Below are 16,263 nucleotides of genomic sequence, written 5' to 3' on the forward strand. Positions count from 1 at the left end.
CGATCAGGCAGCCTGTTCGGCACCCAGCAGATCCAGGAATTCCTGGGGATCCTGAGTGCTGGCCAGCCGGTCGATGAGGCCGGGTTCGTCCAGTGCATTGGTCAGGCGGGTTATCACCTGCATGTGTTCGTCGTTGCGGGCGGCGATGCCGATCACCAGCCGCGCTACTTCATCGGCCGCCTCGCCGAAGGCGACCCCGGCCGGGTATTGGCAGATGACGATGCCGGTGCGCTTCACAAACTCCTTGGCGGCGATGGTGCCGTGCGGCACGGCGATGGATTCGCCGAGGTAGGTGGAGACCAGCTGTTCGCGCTCCAGCATGGCGTTGACGTAGTCGGGCGCCACGTAGCCCCGCTCCGCCAGCAGCTTGCCGGCAGCCCGGATGGCGGCCTCCTTGTTGTCGGCCTTGAGCCCCAGGTGCACGTCATGACGGCTCAGAGTGAACACTTCGGCGGCCTGCGGCTCGTAGCTGTCGTCGTTGGCGGCCACCAGCAGTTGCGGGTTGGCGACGTCATCGTTGGCGGCCTGGGTCAGGCTCTGTACCAGCTCCTGATAGAGACCGTTGTCGAGGAAGTTGGTGAGCGAGATGTGGTGGGCGTGTGGCGCGTGGCGACGGGCCCGCTCGGTCAGATCCTTGTGGGTGATGACCCAGTCCACCTGATCGTCGAGCTGATCGATGGCGCGGTTGGTGACGCTGATGTCGAGGCCGGCGGCCTGCACCCGCTTGCGCAGCAGGCCGGCGCCCATGGCGCTGGAGCCCATGCCCGCATCGCAGGCGACGACGATGTTGCGCACCGCCATCAGTTCACCGCCCGGCTTCTTGGCCGCTGCGGTCTCGGGCTTGGCACCCTTCATGGCTTTCATCTTGCGAGTGGCTTCACCGAGGGCATCGGCCTCGTCGGCTTCCGGCTGCTGGGCGCGCACGAACACGGCGGCGACTAGGAAGGAGACGGTGGTGGAGGCGACGATGGAGAGCAGCACCCCGATGAGGGAGGCTTTCGGCGTCATCAACAGCACGGCGAAGATGGAACCCGGTGAGGCGGGGGAGACCAGACCTGCATTGAACAGGGTCAGGGTGAACACTCCGGTCATGCCGCCGGCGATCACCGCCAGGATGAGGCGAGGATTCATCAGCACGTACGGGAAGTAGATCTCGTGGATGCCGCCGAAGAAGTGAATGATGGAGGCACCGGCAGCGGACTGCTTGGCGGCGCCGCGACCGAATACCATGTAGGCCAGCAGCACGCCCATGCCCGGGCCCGGGTTCGCTTCGATCAGGAAGAAGATGGAGCGGCCGTGCTCGGTGGCCTGCTGGATTCCCAGCGGCGAGAAGATGCCGTGGTTGATGGCGTTGTTGAGGAACAGGATCTTGGCCGGCTCAACGAAGATGGAGGTGAGCGGCAGCAGGTTGTTGTCCACCAGGAAGCCGACGCCACCGGCCAGTACGCCGGAGAGCACCTTGACGAAGGGGCCGATCACGAAGAAGGCGAGGATCGCCAGCAACATGCCGATAAGACCGGCAGAGAAGTTGTTGACCAGCATCTCGAAGCCGCTCTTGACGCGACCTTCCATCGCCTTGTCGAAACGCTTGATGGCCCAGCCACCGAGCGGGCCGACCATCATGGCGCCCATGAACATGGGAATGTCGGTCCCCACGATGACGCCCATGGTGGTGATGGCACCGACCACGCCGCCGCGCTCACCGCCCATCAGCTTGCCGCCGGTATAGCCAATCAGCAGCGGCAGCAGGTAGGTGATCATGGGGCCGACCAGCTTGGCCAAGGTTTCGCTCGGCAGCCAGCCGGTGGGGATGAAGAGGGCGGTAATAAAGCCCCAGGCGATGAAGGCGCCTATGTTGGGCATGACCATATTGGACAGGAAGCGTCCAAAATTCTGTATCTTGACTTTGGTATCCGGTGATAACATGTCGGGACCCCGTTTTAAGCCTGTTTGATTAAAAGTGGTAGTCGGGCTGGCCGGTTTTGCCGAACCGCCATCCCTGTCGTCTAAGCAACTTCAATCTACCAGCTTGCGATCAAATTAGGCTGAAAACGGGGTGTCTTGTGACGCAGCTCTCAAATACCCCGACCTCCCCCCTCCTTTCATAGTGATGTCGATCACATTCACCCTCTGTATTTCGGCTACATTTCGATCTTTGCTGCCGCCAGCATCGTTTTTATGTGACACGAATCACTCTTTGCTGTTTGCGCAAACCTGATGTCAATGTGATCTGTCTCTCATTTCTATTATTTGTATTCAATTGGAGCAATTCACCTGACCTTAAAAGCGAGGGTGTTGACGATGAATTACTTTAATTCACATTCAAATAACCAATGAATCAATTATTTTGTAACCCACTTTCAGTTTTTCATGATGCCCTTCAGCCGCAGAGCCGACGCATCAGCCACTCCAGCGGGCCTCGCTCAAAGCGCTGACTCCAGAGATTGGCAAACAGTAACGCCGCCAGGGCGAAGAGGCTGGCGGCCAGCACCACCTCGGGCAGATCCTGCCCCTGCAGCCAGCCGATGGCCTCCAGTACTCCCATGCCGAGCATGATGTGAGCCAGATAGAGGGTCAGGGTCTGCCGGCCGACCGGCAGCCACACTCGCCACCAGCGGGCCTCGGGCAGGGCGCGTCCCAGCCAGAGGCAGAGGGCGATCAGGGTGCTGGCCGCACCCATGCCGAACAGCAGGTAGAGCGGCGCCGGGGGAATGGGCTGGGTCGCCAGCAGTGGCGCCAGCTCGGGGTTCGGCAAGAGGGTCGGCAACCAGAGCGACAGCCCCTTGGCCAGCGCCATGGCACTCACCCCGCCGGCCAGCAGCCAGCGCTGGGTGACCGGATTGGCCAGAGACTGACGGCTCAGCCAGAGGCCGTAGAGCAGAAAGCCCAGCCAGGGCACCACCGGGTGCCAGCCGTTGAACAGCAGATTGCGGATGAAGCCGGTCAGGGTCCAGAACTCGGGATAGCTGAAGCTGTGCCACTGCCAGCCCCGATCGTAATCGAGCAGGAACAGCAGGCCGACGAAGCTTGCCGCCAGCAGCGGGATCAGGGCCAGTAGCCAGGGGGAGGGAAGCCGGAGACAGCAGGCTCCCAGCAGGAAGTAGACTGCGTAGTAGTGGATGATGTCGGCCGGAAACACCAGGTAGTTGAGCAGCCCCACGATCAGCAGGAACAGGGCCCGCCTGGCGGTGTGGCTCATGGCCGCCGACCACGCCAGCTTGCGGGTCGACAGCCCCAGCCCGATGCCGGCCAGCACCACGAAGCTGGCGGCGGAGCGCCCCTCCAGTGCATCCAGCAGGGGCTTGAGCCAGGTCGGCCCCCCCGCCAACACCCCCATGGCGATGCGAAAATTCACCAGCACCATGCCGATAAGCGCCATGGCACGGGCCAGATCCAGTCCTTCCAGTCGATTGTGCGGGGTCGTCATGGTGGTGACTCCTTGGAGTGATCAGCCGGCCGGACCGAGCAGCTGGTCCAGCAAGGACGGCAACCTTTGTTCCACCGGTGCCTGCTCTGGATGCAGGGCCAGGGCGTGGCGCACCGCCTGCCCCTCCAGTGCGTCCAGCAGCAGCTGGGCCGTGAGATCCGGTTGCAGGTGTGCAGCCAGCTCCCCCGCCTGCTGGCCACGGCGCACCGCCGCCGCCAGGGCATCGCACAGCTGGCGCTGGTTGCTGGCGAAGGTAGCAGCCATCTCGGGGTGGCGGGTCAGCTCGGCCAGGATCTCGGTGCCGAGCAGCAGGTTCTCCGGGGTCAGCGACCAGGCGAGGTAGCCGGCGGCGAAGCGGGCCAGCGCCACCCTGGCCGGCCCCTGGGCCAGCTCATCCAGCAAAGGTTGCAGCTCGGCCGCCTCCAGCGAGGCGATCAGGGCGATCAGCTCCTCCTTGCGGGCGAAGTGGTTGTAGAGGTTGCCGAGGCTCACCCCGGCGGCGGCGGCGATGTCGCGCATGCCGGTCTGGTGGAAGCCCCGTTCGATAAAGCAGCCGAGCGCCGCCTGGATGATCTGCTCGCGCCGCTGCTCCAGCCGCAGGTTGTTGGTGGTCATGGGGATGCCTCTTGCCTGAAAATCCATCATGAGCGAACGTTCGTTCATTTGTGGGTTCACTCTATGCTCGTAACGAGCAACTGGCAAGCTCGGGGCGTACAAAAAGTGATCGGCGGACTCGGCGGGCGGCATGGTCCAATAAAAAAGCCCGCAGGATGCGGGCTTTTGCAAGGTGGGGAAGCCTGGCTTATTCGGCTTTGGGGGCCTCGTCGGCAGGCGTGGCATCGGCCTCACTGACCGGGGCGACCGGCGCCGGGCCCGGCACCAGCTCCACCGCCGGCTTGGCGATGAGGGAGCGGGTCTCTTCCACCGCTTCGGTCAACTTGACCTCGATGATCTGGCCGAGCTCGTAGACCACCTCGGTCTTGTCCAGATAGACGCGGCCGTTGTCCCAGTTGCACTCCAGCCGATCCTTGTTGTCGAGGATATGGCGGGCGGGCATGAACACCACGGCGCCGTTCTCGCGCAGACGCAGCTTGAGGCCGGCGCGCATCACGTCGATGATCTCGGCGTTGAACACCTTGTCGGTGCCGGCATCGGCCTTGAGGTAGCGGACATAGAGCCAGTCGCCGATGTCGCGCTCCACCATGCGGTGCAGACGACGGCAGGCGGTCAGGTGTTCGGTGAGCTCCAGGCTCGGGCGCTCACTCGGTGTCTTGCCGGCGATGACGGCTTTCAGCAGGCGATGGTTGACCATGTCGCCGTATTTGCGGATCGGTGAGGTCCAGGTGGCGTAGGCATCCAGCCCCAGGCCGTAGTGGGCGCCCGGCTCGGCGGACATCAGCGCATAGCTCTGGAAGCGGCGGATCTTGCCGTCCAGCCAGCGGGTGTCCAGATTGTCGATCCAGCGGCGCAGGGCACAGAAGCCGGACAGGCTGGCGATCTCTTCTTTCTCGAACGGGGCCTCGGCGCTTTTCAGCAGATCGATGGCGCCGTCGAGGGACTCTTCGTCAAAGCCGGTGTGGACGTTGAAGATGCCGTAGCCTACCTGCTTGCCGAGCACGCGGCCAGCACAGATGTTGGCGGCGATCATCGACTCTTCCACCATGCGGTTGGCGATGCGGCGCGGCTCGACGTGAATGGCCAGCACTTCGCCGTTCTCGCCCAGCTCGAAGTCGTAGTCGGGACGATCCGGGAACACCAGGGCGTGCTCGGTACGCCACTTGATGCGCGCCTCGGTCATCGCCTTCATCAGCGGCAGCTGTGCCAGCACGCCGGCGTCGATATCCAGCTGTTTGCCGTGTTCGGCCCAGTCGGAGACGTCGTCATAGGTGAGGCGGGCGTGGGAGCTGATGCGGGCGGCGAAGAACTCGGTCTCCTCCAGCAGCAGGCCGTCCTCGGCGATGAGCAGACGGGCACACAGGGTGTTGCGCTCCTCGCCCTCTTTCAGGGAGCAGAGCTCGTCGGAGAGGGTGCGCGGGATCATCGGCACGTTGCGGCCTGGCATGTAGACGGTGAAGGCGCGCTGGGCGGCTTCCTTGTCCAGCTCGCTGCCCTCGGCCACATAGGCGGTCGGGTCGGCGATGGCCACCAGCAGCTCCCAGCCGTTGTCCAGCTTGCGGATGGCCAGGGCATCGTCCATGTCCTTGGTCTTGGCGCCGTCGATGGTGAAGAAGGGGGTCGCGGTCAGATCGGTGCGCGGCAGCTCTTCCTCTTCGATCACCTTCCACTCCGGCAGATCCGCCGGCTCGACCTGGGCCAGATTGTGGCGCGCCAGCACCACCCACCAGGGCACGTTGTGATCTTCCTGCGAGGCGATCTTCTGGGTGATCTCGGCAGAGAAGTTGCCGTCCACCAGGGCGTGACGCTTGAGGGTGGCAACCACCCAGTCCCCTTCCTTGAACTCTTTCTCGTCCAGCCCCTTCTTGACGCGGGCCTTGATGGCATCCTTGATCAACGGGTGATCGGCGACCACGTTGAGGCGGTCGCGGAACATCTTGACGCGGGCCACGAAACGGGTGACGGATTGCTCCAGCAGGGCATCCGGCTCGGCCACTTCCTTCTCTTTTTCGGTACGGATCAGGGCGCTCACCCGGTCACCGTGCATCACCTTCTTCATGTAGGGAGGCGGCACGAAATAGCTGGTCTTCTCATCGACCTCCAGGAAGCCGAAGCCCCGATCGGAGGCGCGGATAACACCCTCTTTCTTGGGGATGTTTTCGCGGATTTGTTGCTTGAGCTGGGCCAGCAGCGGATTGTCTTGGAACATAAGTGAGGAACCTGAAGTGGAAAACCTGGGTGGAGACCTGATGACGGATCGCCCAGCACTATACGTTTTTACCCCTCCAAAGCCAAGGTGAATGGCCGGTTCAGCCGGGTTGCAGTGCCCGGCGACCCTGCTCGATCAGGCGCAGGGATATCTGTTTGTGCAGCCCCCGTTCCAGCACCCAGCGGTGCCAGTAGAGCCGCTCGACCAGATGCTGGTCCGGGCTGAGATCGAGCAGGCTGCCCTCCGCCAGCTGGCGGCGGATCTGCAATTCCGGGATCAGGCAGCAGGCCAGCCCCTGTTCGGCCATGGCGACGAAGGCCTCGGACGAGCGCACCGTGTGGCAGGGGTAGCCGCCGGGCTCCAGCCCGAAGTGGCGGGCCATGTAGCTGACGTGCATGTCGTCGCGCTGATCGAAGGCCACCGCCGGCGCCTTGGCCAGTGCGGCGAGGGTCAGCCCCTGCGGGAAGTGGCGGGCGACGAAGGCGGGGCTGGCGGTGAGCAGGTAGCGCATCTCGCCGAGCTCGTCGACGCAGCAGCCGGCCAGCGGCTGGCCGTGCAGGCTGACGGCGCCGAACGCCTGCCCCTCGCGTACCCGATCCAGGGTGCGGCTCTCGTCATCCACCAGCAAGTTCAGCTCGATGGGGTGCTGCTCCAGCAGCGGGGCCAGGGCCGGCAGAAACCAGGTAGCCAGGCTGTCGGCGTTGACGGCGATGCTGACCCGGATCGGCGCCTGCGGCTCGGCGGGGGAGAGCTCGCCAGCCAGTTCCAGCTCCAGCTGGCGCACCTGACGGTAGTGGGCCAGCAGCTTCTGACCGAGCGCGGTGGCCTGCAGCGGCTGGCCGCGGATCAGCAACGGTTCGGCAAACTGCTGCTCCAGCTGCTTGATACGCTGGGAGATGGCGGACTGGGTGATGTGCAGGCGCTGGGCGGCCCGCTCGAAGTTCTGCTCTTGCATCACCGCATCCAGCGCCAGCAGCAGCTTGTAATCCAACGCCTTCATCAGCATGCCTTATCAACAGAGGGGATTAAGAAGAGATGCTACTCAAGTGGTGGCGGGAGAACAACCGAAGAACGCTGAAAATGTCGGCAGGCCAGACGTGACAAGGGCTGCGGGGTCAAAGCGGATTTGTCACTGTGAGATGTGACAGTGGTGGTCAAAAGGTATTCAAGAGATACTCTTTTGCGTCCGTTTTTGCATGGGGTGGAAACGGGCCATAGCGAGAACTTTTAATCCCGGGTCTTACCCCGGGATTTTTTTGCGTCGCCTTTATTCGGTGACCAGTTCGCGCGCCTCGTCATAGGCACCCTGCAGGGGTTGGCCGACGGCGCGGGCGAAGCGCTCATCCAGATGGAAGCGGATCCCGACTCCGCGCACGGCGCCCAGATCCACCGCCTGGCGGTGACCGAGCCGTTCGATGGGCAGGCCGAGACGGCGGAAGATGCGCTCCACTGGCAGGCTGACCACGGCAACCAGCTCGCGGATCCCTTTCGCCTTGGCGAAGGCATAGACCTCGCGGAAGATGATGCAGGTCAGTTCGCTGATGCCGTTGCCAAGCCGGGGAGCCCGTTCGGCATCGATGGCGAGGCGGGTCAGCTCCCACACGTCGTTGCTGCGCGGCGGGGCTTCGCCGGCGAGGGCGGTGGGGAAGATGCTGGGCAGCATGTAATCCTGGGCACAGCTGAGCAGACGGATGCAGCCGCACAGGCCTTCTTCGTCTTCGATCAGCACCCAGTGGGTGTCAGGGGTATCGAAACTGTCCTGCTCCAGACCACGGTGGGATTCCACATCCCAGCCGAGGCGGTCGGAGAAGACGCGATTGCGAAAGCGATAAAGCTCGTTTTCTACCTCCCATCTGGGGTGTTCTTTTAATTTTCCTTTGAAAACAAGCATTCAGATGTCTCCATTTCAGTGTTCGGCGCTATAATCGAGGCCCTGGCCAGGGGGGCTAGCATATGAAACAAGACCAACTGCTTGAGTACCTCGAACATTTCACTTCGGTAACGGACGGGGATCGTTTGGCCGAGTTGATCGGTCGGTTCACGCTCGGTATGGGTTACGACTACTACCGGTTTGCGCTGATCATTCCCATGTCGATGCAAAGACCCAAGGTGGTGCTGTTCAACCAGTGCCCAGATTCCTGGGTGCAGGCCTACACGGCCAACCATATGCTGGCCTGTGATCCCATCATTCAATTGGCCCGCAAGCAGACCTTGCCCATTTACTGGAACCGGCTGGATGAGCGGGCGCGTTTTCTGCAAGAGGGCAGTCTTGACGTGATGGGGTTGGCGGCGGAGTTCGGGCTGCGCAACGGAATTTCGTTCCCGTTGCACGGTGCGGCGGGGGAGAACGGCATACTGTCGTTCATCACCGCCGAGCGGGCATCGAGCGATCTGCTGCTGGAGTCCTCGCCCATCCTCTCCTGGATGTCCAACTACATCTTCGAGGCGGCGATCCGGATTGTGCGGGTCAGTCTGCGGGAAGATGACCCTCAGGAGGCCCTGACTGACCGGGAGACCGAATGCCTGTTCTGGGCCAGTGAAGGGAAAACGTCGGGTGAAATCGCCTGCATCCTGGGGATCACGGAGCGAACCGTGAACTACCACCTCAATCAGGTCACCCGTAAAACGGGGTCGATGAATCGCTACCAGGCCATCGCCAAGGGGGTGAGCAGTGGCATTTTGCTGCCCAATCTCGAGCAGGTCATGGTCACCAACTTCCCCAAGCTGATGCAATAAAACCCGATGATTCTCGGGGCAGAGTGACTGGCTAACAATTGTCAGATCCTGCAATTGACAGTCATGGCCGAATGACGGCCCTTCTGCCCCGAAGGGGTTATGCCTGCCGCGCAGTCATTAGCAAAACCAATGGCTCAGCAGATCAATGAATTTCTCTAAATAGAACTGCCCCCCTTATAGTGCCGTTCAATCACTCTGCTGGACGGTTCATCCATGTTTGCTACCACCCTGCAAGGCTTCACCCTCGGCCTTGCCATGATCATTCCCATCGGTGCCCAGAATGCCTTCGTGCTGAGTCGGGGCATCCACCGCAACCACCATCTGCTGACGGCGACCCTCTGCTGCCTGTGCGATCTCGTGCTGATCGGCATCGGAGTATTCGGCGGGGCCAACCTGCTGGCGGCCAGCCCGCTCGGCCTGGCCCTGCTGACCTGGGGCGGCGTGCTGTTTCTCGGCTGGTTCGGTATCCGTTCCCTGCGCAGTGCCTGGCGCGGGCAGGGAGCCAAGCTGGCGGACTCGCCACAATTGATGGGGGTCAAGAGCGTGCTGGCCATGACCCTCGGGGTGACCCTGCTCAACCCCCACGTCTACCTGGATACCCTGATGCTGCTCGGCTCCTTCGGCAGCCAGTTTGCCGAAGAGTTGCGGCCGGCCTTTGCGGCCGGGGCCATGCTGGCCTCGCTGGTCTGGTTCTACAGCCTGGCGTTCGGGGCGGCCGCCCTCTCGCCCTGGCTCGCTCGCGGCAGGGTTCAGCAAGCTATTGATACTATTGTTGGTTTCATCATGCTGGGGCTGGCGTTTCAGCTGGCGAGCGGGGCTCTGCTGGCGTCATAAGGCTATTTTTGTGCCGCACCTCATAAAAATTAATCCCGGCTTCATGCGCTGACATATTCGTCTGTTAAATTCCCGTCGCTGGTAAAGCGACACTCATAATAAAAGGGACAAGACAGTGAATAAAACCATGAAGCTGGGTGCTATTGCAGCCATCGTGCTGTTATCTGCCTGTAGCAATGAAAACGATAGCAAGGCGCAACCGGGTGAGGTTGCCCTGCGTCTGATCCAGACCTCCGATATCCACTCCAACGTACTGGGCTACGACTACTACCAGAACAAGGAAGATCGCAAGTTTGGCCTCTCCCGCACCGCGCTGCTGATCCGCGCGGCCCGCGCCGAAAACCCCAACAACCTGCTGCTCGACAACGGCGACCTGATCCAGGGCACGCCGCTGGCGGACTACATTTTCGAGCAGTCCGGTGCCGGTTACCTCGACAAGCAGGCCCACCCGGTGTTCAAGGCGATGAACGAGCTCGGCTACGATGCCGGTAACCTGGGCAACCACGAGTTCAACTACGGGCTGGATTACCTCACCAAGACCCTGCAGGGAGCCAAGTTCCCCTATGTGAACGCCAACGTGTTCGAGGCGGGCGCCTTCAAGCGTGATGCCAAGGGGCAAATAGACTGGAGCGGCAACAAGTTCACCCCCTACCTGCTGCTGGAGCGCAAGGTGAAGGATGACAAGGGCCAGCTGCAGACCGTCAAGGTCGGCATCCTGGGGCTGACCCCGCCGCAGGTGCTGCAGTGGGACAAGCGTCATCTGGAAGGCAAGGTGGTGGTGGCCGACATGGTCGAGACCGCCAACCACTATGTGCCCGAGCTGCGCGCCAAGGGCGCCGATATCGTGGTGGTGGTAGCCCACACCGGCATCAATGCCAGCAGCTACGAGGCCATGATGGAGAACTCCGCCTGGCACCTGGCCAAGGTGAAAGGGGTGGACGCCCTGATGCTGGGCCACGCCCACAAGAACTTCCCGGGTGACTTCCCGGATCTGCCGGAGGTGGACAACAAGGCCGGCACCCTGAGCGGTATTCCGACCGTGATGCCGGGCTACTGGGGCAACCACCTCGGCATCATCGACCTCAAGCTGGAGCAGGTGGACGGCAAGTGGCAGGTGAAACAGAGCCAGGCCTGCCTGCGCAAGATCGACTCCAGCGAGGGCAGCGCGGTGGATCAACGGGTGGTGGACCTGGTACAGGCCGACCATGACGCCACCAACCAGTGGCTGGATGAGCCGCTCGGCAAGATCACCTCCTCCATCCACAGCTTCTTCGCCCTGGTGCAGGATGATCCTTCGGTGCAGCTGGTGAGCGATGCCCAACGCAAGCATGCCGAACAGCTGCAAAAAGACGGCCTGCTCAAGGAGTCCTACCCCATCCTGTCGGTGGCGGCGCCGTTCCGTGGCGGCCGCAACGGCATCAATGACTTCACCTATGTGGCTCAGGGTGACATCTCCCTGCGCAACGTCTCCGACCTCTACATCTATCCGAACACCCTGCAGGTGGTCGAGGTGAACGGGGCCACCGTCAAGGAGTGGCTGGAGATGAGTGCCGGCCAGTTCAACCAGATCGACACCGGCAAGACCGAGGTGCAGTGGCTGGTGAACGAGAAGTTCCCCACCTACAACTTCGACGTGATCGACGGGGTCAACTACGAAGTGGATATCACCCAGCCGGCCCGTTACAACAAGGAAGGGGCCAAGGTCAGCGACGGCCAGCGCATCAGCAGCCTCACTTTCAACGGCCAGCCCATCGATCCGGCCCAGAAGTTCTACGTGGTGACCAACAACTACCGCGCCAGCGGCGGCGGCCACTTCCCGGGCATCGACGGCAGCAACATAGTGCATGAAGATCCCTTCGAGACGCGCGAGATCATCGCCCAGTACCTGAAGGCCCAGTCTGCCGACAACCCGGCCGGCTTCAGCCCGGCGGCCAACAACAACTGGCACATGAAGGCCCTGCCGGCCAACGTGGACGTGCGGCTCTACTCCTCGCCTCGCGAGGAGGCCAAACAGCTGGCCGGTGCGGATCTGGAGTACAAGTCCACCCTGCCGATGGATGACGCCCAGCACCCTGGTTACGCCATCTTCCGGCTGATCCGTCAGTAATTCCCGGCCGACATGGCAATAAAAAAAGCCCTCGCACTGCGAGGGCTTTTTCATGGGCGGAGGGTTCCGAGGGCTTAGTTGACCACGGCCACGTTGATGGTGCCGTTGCCCTGGGTCATGCGTACCCGGGCGCCCGGTACGAAGGTGGGGCTGGCCTTTTGCACCACCACGATGGATTCGCCGTTCTCTTTCTTGATCTCGAGTTCGACACCGTCCACCTGGTTGAGCTTGTCACCGGCTGCTTTGCCCGCTGCCGCACCCGCGATGGCGCCACCGGCTGCGGCGATGTCGCTGCCCCGCCCGCCGCCAATGGTGCTGCCGAGCAGGCCGCCGACCACGGCGCCGCCGATGGTGCCGATCAGCGAGTTCTCATCGGCCTGGATCTTGACCGGGCGGGTGGAGAGGATGGTGCCGTAGCTGACGGTCTGCACCTGCTTGGCGCGATCCTTGGTGTAGACGTCACCGGAGTAGACGTCGCTGTTGGCACAGCCGCTGAGGGTGGTGGCGGTGGTGGTGGCCAACAGGGCGATGAGGGTAATGCGTTTCAACATGATGGGCCTCCTGGGCTGGCATCTAATCTGGTTTGTTCGGTCAGTGATTCAACTCTACGCCAACCGGATTGAGCATGAAACCAGCAAAGTGTAACCAATTATAAGGCCCGGGCCCCGCAAACCCCGTCACCGCCGGCTCAGCCGAGCCGTTTTTCCAGCAGCAGGCGGTCCTCGCCCGGGCCGAAATAGTCACGCTCCTCGGCCAGCTGTTGATAACCGAGTCGAAAGTAGAGGCGCTGGGCTGGATTGGCCGGATCCACCGTCAGTCTGACCCGCTCGATCCCCAGTGTCAGCAGTGACTGCTCCACCTGCAGCATCATGCGTTCGGCCAGGCCGAAGCCGCGCGCCTCCGGCAGCACCGCCAGTGACAGCAGCCAGCCCTGCGACCGATCCTGTCCCAGTCCGCCCAAGGCATAGCCCAGCAGCTTGCCGTCCAGCTCGGCCACCAGCAGCAGCTCGGGCCACAGGTCCATGGCCTGGCGGAAGAAGAAGCCGGGATAGACATCCTCCCCGAATACATTGACGTCGATCTGCCAGATGGCGTGCATGTCGGTGTGGCGCGCCACTCTCAAAACGGGGGGCTGGTGCATCCGGGCTCCTGTGGTGTCGTACGTGCTGCCGGGCGGCAGTCAAAAAGGAGTCACAGGGTAGTGGGCCCGCCGGACTGATGCAAGCGGGTCTGAGGCGCTGAGCGGCAGGGCAGCCCCGGCTCAGGGCGGCAGGGGACGGCTGCCCGGTCGTTTTGGGGCCTTGCGGCGGCTGTCCAGCAGGTGGCGAAGGGCCAGCCAGGGGTGATGCCACAGCATGCGCGGGCCGCTCCACTTCATCACCAGCTGGATCTGCTTGCGCATGGCCGGGGCATAGCAGTGGATGTGGCAGTTGGCACAGGTGGGCTTGTGGCCGTGACCATAGCGGCAGCGGCGCAGCCGCTGGTGGGCGAACTCCTGCAACTGCTGGCAGTGCCGGCAGGCGGGATCCTGATGATGATGGTCGCAGTAGAGGCGGATCATGGCGCTGACCGTCTGCTGCTCCCGCTTGAGCCTGGGATGCATGGGCGCCTTGTCGGCACGGGCTGGGCGCGCGGGGTGGGAGTGATGGGTCGTCATGCAGGGCATTGTCCGGACCTGGGGCGACGGGGTCTTGATACAGGTCAAATCGGCGGGCAAAAAACAGGGCCCGCGGGCCCTGTTTCATCAGACAAGCAGCGTTGTCTGCGCTCAGATGAGGCTGGTTGCCTGCTCCAGCCAGGCCAGATCCTCGCCTTCCAGCAGCGGGCTCAGACGGCGGTAGACCTCGGCGTGGTACTCGTTGATCCAGCGGAACTCGGCCGGGCTCAACAGGCTGCGATCGATGAGGCGGGTATCGAACGGTACATAGGTCAGCCGCTCGAAGCCCAGCATCGGCAGCTCGCCGATCTGCTCCTGCTCGGTGACCACCACCAGGTTCTCGCAACGGATGCCGAAGGCATCTTCCCGGTAGTAACCGGGTTCGTTGGAGAGCACCATGCCCGGCTGCAGGGCCACCAGGCTGCCTTTGGGGGCGATGCGCTGCGGGCCTTCGTGCACGCTCAGGAAGTGACCGACGCCGTGGCCGGTACCGTGGTCGTAGTTGTAACCGGCCTGCCACAGCGGCTGGCGGGCCAGCACGTCGAGCTGGATGCCGGCGGTGCCGCGCGGGAAGCGGGCCTGATCCAGCGCGATGTGACCCTGCAGTACCCGGGTGAACATCGCCTTGTGCTCGTCGGTCAGCTCACCCACCTTGATGGTGCGGGTGATGTCGGTGGTGCCGTCCAGATACTGGGCGCCGGAGTCCACCAGATAGATGCTGTCCTGGCCAAAGGTGCGCGGGGTGCCGTTGGTGTGGCGGTAGTGGCACATGGCGGCGTTGGGGCCGAGCGCCGAGATGGTGTCGAAGCTCGGCTCCACATAGTGCTCCTGCTCGCGGCGGAAGGCTTCCAGCTGGTCGGCCAGGGTGCCTTCATCCACCCCGTCGAACTCGCCGCTGGCGATCAGCCGATCCAGCCAGGCCAGGAAGCGGGTGACGGCGACGCCGTCGCGCAGATGGGCGGCACGCATGCCGGCCAGCTCCACCTCGTTCTTGCACGCTTTGGGCAGCATGGTCGGGTCCTGACCGGCTACCAGGATGGCGCCCGCCTCTTCCATGACCAGCTGGGTCCAGGCGTTGGCGGTGTTGGGATCGGCCAGTACCTTCTGCTGGTCTTCACCGATGCGCTGCAGCACGTCACCCAGCTTGTCGATGGGGTAGACGGAGACGTCCTGCCCCACGTGCTGGCTGAAGGCGAAGCAGTCGATCTTGTCGGTGTCGACGAAGAAATCCATGGTGGCGTTGGCGTAGAGCACAGCAAAGCCCAGCACCACCGGCAGCCGCTCCACGTCGCGACCACGCAGGTTGAGCAGCCAGTTGATGGGCTCGGCTTGGGTCAGCAGCACCGCATCCAGCCCGCGCTTGCGCAGATCGCTGGCCAGCATCTCGCGCTTGGCCTGGCTGGATTGGCCAGCCAGCGCTTCGCTGTAGAGGATGGCCGGGTTCTTGGTGGGGGCGGGGCGATCGCTCCAGTGCAGATCGATGGGGTTCTGCTCCACGCGCACCAGCTCGATGCCACGCTCGGTCAGCACCGCCTTGGCATTGTGATACCAGGCCAGGCTGTGCAGGCGGGCGTCGAAGCCGACCCGGGAGCCGGACGGCAGCTGATCCGCCAGCCACTGCACATGGGGATCTTCCACCAGATGGAAAAACTCGAAGAGCTCGGCCGGTGCCTGCATGCGAGCCTGCACCGTGTAACGACCGTCGATGAACAGGGCCGCCCGCTGCGCCAGGATGATGGCGAGGCCGGCGGAGCCGTTGAAACCCGTGATCCAGTCCAGTCGCTCGGCGTAGGCGGGAATGTACTCCCCCAGGTGCTCGTCGTCGTGGGGGACGATGAAGGCGTCCAGCTCCATCATGGCCAGTTCGGCCCTGACCTGGGCGACGCGGGTTTCAATAATCTCGAAATGATTCATGTCGTTAATGCCAGATTGTAGTGATGTGAGTGTTCAGTGGTTGTGGCCGCTGTCCAGGATCCGCTTGACTGACTGGCCAGCTGCCTCGATATGTTGCTTGAGCAGTACCACCGCCTCGTGCTTGCGGCGAGCGCGGCACAGCTCCAGCAGCTGGGCGTGCTCGCGCTCTGCCTTGTCGACGCCATCGCTGGCGAACAGCAGCTCGAAGCGCACATAGCGGTCACAGCTCAGATTGATCTGGGCGATCAGCTCCAGTGCCTGGGGGCGGCCGGCGGCCTGATAGAGGGTGGCGTGAAAACTGTGGTTCAGTTCGGCCCAGCGTTCGATCTGGGTGCCCGACTCGAGGGCCTGGTCGAACTGGGCGAGGATCGCCTGCGCCCTGGCGAAGGTCTCCTCCGTCATCAGGTCGACGGCGTGGAACAGGGTATCGGCTTCCAGCAGGGCTCGCAAATAAAAGAGCTCCTCGATGGCCGCGGCGTCCAGCATGGTGACCACGGCACCGCGGTGTGCCTCGAACTTCACCAGCCCCTGCGCTTCCAGCTGCATCAGGGCTTCGCGCACCGGAATGCGGCTCACCGCCAGCTCCTTGGCGATGGCGTCCTGGCGCAGGGGGGCGCCGGCGGGAAACTCACCGCGCAGGATCCGGCCACGGAGGTTTTCCATCACCATTTGGGTACGGGTCTTGTAGGGTGGGGTCATGGTCGGGTCACAGAGGAATCGTTACAAAATTGTATATTGTATAAAGTTGGGCTGAATCTAACGCG

Annotated in this window: 14 protein-coding genes; 3 read left to right on the plus strand and 11 right to left on the minus strand. The window is 63.1% G+C overall.

Annotated elements, in window-relative coordinates; translation table 11 throughout:
• Positions 1-3: 3 nt before the first annotated feature.
• From AACQ43_RS17030 to AACQ43_RS17055, 6 genes are all read right to left on the minus strand, one after another.
• Positions 4-1,926, minus strand: a complete 1,923-nt coding sequence (locus AACQ43_RS17030; RefSeq protein ID WP_016349321.1) for a PTS mannitol transporter subunit IICBA — start codon at positions 1,924-1,926, stop codon at positions 4-6.
• Positions 1,927-2,380: 454 nt separating this feature from the next.
• A complete protein-coding gene (locus AACQ43_RS17035; protein WP_158198084.1) occupies positions 2,381-3,427 on the minus strand; it encodes a DUF418 domain-containing protein in 1,047 nt (348 codons plus the stop codon).
• A 21-nt stretch (positions 3,428-3,448) separates the two neighbouring features.
• A complete protein-coding gene (locus tag AACQ43_RS17040; protein WP_162902038.1) occupies positions 3,449-4,042 on the minus strand; it encodes a TetR/AcrR family transcriptional regulator in 594 nt (197 codons plus the stop codon).
• Between the two features lie 187 nt (positions 4,043-4,229).
• Positions 4,230-6,251, minus strand: a complete 2,022-nt coding sequence (locus AACQ43_RS17045; protein WP_168967979.1) for an exoribonuclease II — start codon at positions 6,249-6,251, stop codon at positions 4,230-4,232.
• Between the two features lie 100 nt (positions 6,252-6,351).
• Positions 6,352-7,251, minus strand: a complete 900-nt coding sequence (locus AACQ43_RS17050; RefSeq protein WP_102989542.1) for a LysR family transcriptional regulator ArgP — start codon at positions 7,249-7,251, stop codon at positions 6,352-6,354.
• A 267-nt stretch (positions 7,252-7,518) separates the two neighbouring features.
• A complete protein-coding gene (locus AACQ43_RS17055) occupies positions 7,519-8,142 on the minus strand; it encodes an acyl-homoserine-lactone synthase (protein WP_076361577.1) in 624 nt (207 codons plus the stop codon).
• 62 nt (positions 8,143-8,204) lie between these two features.
• Between AACQ43_RS17055 and AACQ43_RS17060 the strand changes: the two genes are divergently transcribed.
• The 3 genes from AACQ43_RS17060 to AACQ43_RS17070 all read left to right on the plus strand — a co-directional run bounded on the left by AACQ43_RS17060 (position 8,205) and on the right by AACQ43_RS17070 (position 11,928).
• Complete coding sequence (locus tag AACQ43_RS17060) at positions 8,205-8,987, plus strand: LuxR family transcriptional regulator (RefSeq protein ID WP_076361576.1); 783 nt, start codon at positions 8,205-8,207, stop codon at positions 8,985-8,987.
• Positions 8,988-9,200: 213 nt separating this feature from the next.
• Positions 9,201-9,821: an L-lysine exporter gene (lysE, locus tag AACQ43_RS17065; RefSeq protein ID WP_168967980.1), complete on the plus strand. Its 621-nt coding sequence runs from the start codon at positions 9,201-9,203 to the stop codon at positions 9,819-9,821.
• 127 nt (positions 9,822-9,948) lie between these two features.
• Complete coding sequence (locus AACQ43_RS17070) at positions 9,949-11,928, plus strand: bifunctional 2',3'-cyclic-nucleotide 2'-phosphodiesterase/3'-nucleotidase (RefSeq protein WP_168967981.1); 1,980 nt, start codon at positions 9,949-9,951, stop codon at positions 11,926-11,928.
• A gap of 74 nt (positions 11,929-12,002) precedes the next feature.
• Here the strand turns inward: AACQ43_RS17070 and AACQ43_RS17075 are convergent, their stop codons facing one another.
• The 5 genes from AACQ43_RS17075 to AACQ43_RS17095 all read right to left on the minus strand — a co-directional run bounded on the left by AACQ43_RS17075 (position 12,003) and on the right by AACQ43_RS17095 (position 16,198).
• The gene (locus AACQ43_RS17075) at positions 12,003-12,479 is read right to left on the minus strand and encodes an outer membrane lipoprotein (RefSeq protein ID WP_005308463.1); all 477 of its coding nucleotides are present in this window, start codon (positions 12,477-12,479) and stop codon (positions 12,003-12,005) included.
• A gap of 137 nt (positions 12,480-12,616) precedes the next feature.
• Positions 12,617-13,069 (minus strand): GNAT family N-acetyltransferase, encoded by a 453-nt coding sequence (locus AACQ43_RS17080; protein ID WP_011704532.1) that lies wholly within the window; start codon positions 13,067-13,069, stop codon positions 12,617-12,619.
• Positions 13,070-13,189: 120 nt separating this feature from the next.
• Positions 13,190-13,585 (minus strand): nitrous oxide-stimulated promoter family protein, encoded by a 396-nt coding sequence (locus AACQ43_RS17085; protein WP_026141432.1) that lies wholly within the window; start codon positions 13,583-13,585, stop codon positions 13,190-13,192.
• 111 nt (positions 13,586-13,696) lie between these two features.
• Positions 13,697-15,499: an aminopeptidase P family protein gene (locus tag AACQ43_RS17090; RefSeq protein ID WP_076361572.1), complete on the minus strand. Its 1,803-nt coding sequence runs from the start codon at positions 15,497-15,499 to the stop codon at positions 13,697-13,699.
• Between the two features lie 33 nt (positions 15,500-15,532).
• Positions 15,533-16,198 carry a GntR family transcriptional regulator gene (locus AACQ43_RS17095; protein ID WP_168967982.1) on the minus strand — a complete coding sequence of 222 codons (666 nt, stop codon included), beginning with the start codon at positions 16,196-16,198 and terminating at the stop codon, positions 15,533-15,535.
• Positions 16,199-16,263: the final 65 nt, after the last annotated feature.

This window comes from Aeromonas sp. DNRA1 (assembly GCF_963888745.1).
Classification (GTDB): domain Bacteria; phylum Pseudomonadota; class Gammaproteobacteria; order Enterobacterales; family Aeromonadaceae; genus Aeromonas; species Aeromonas hydrophila.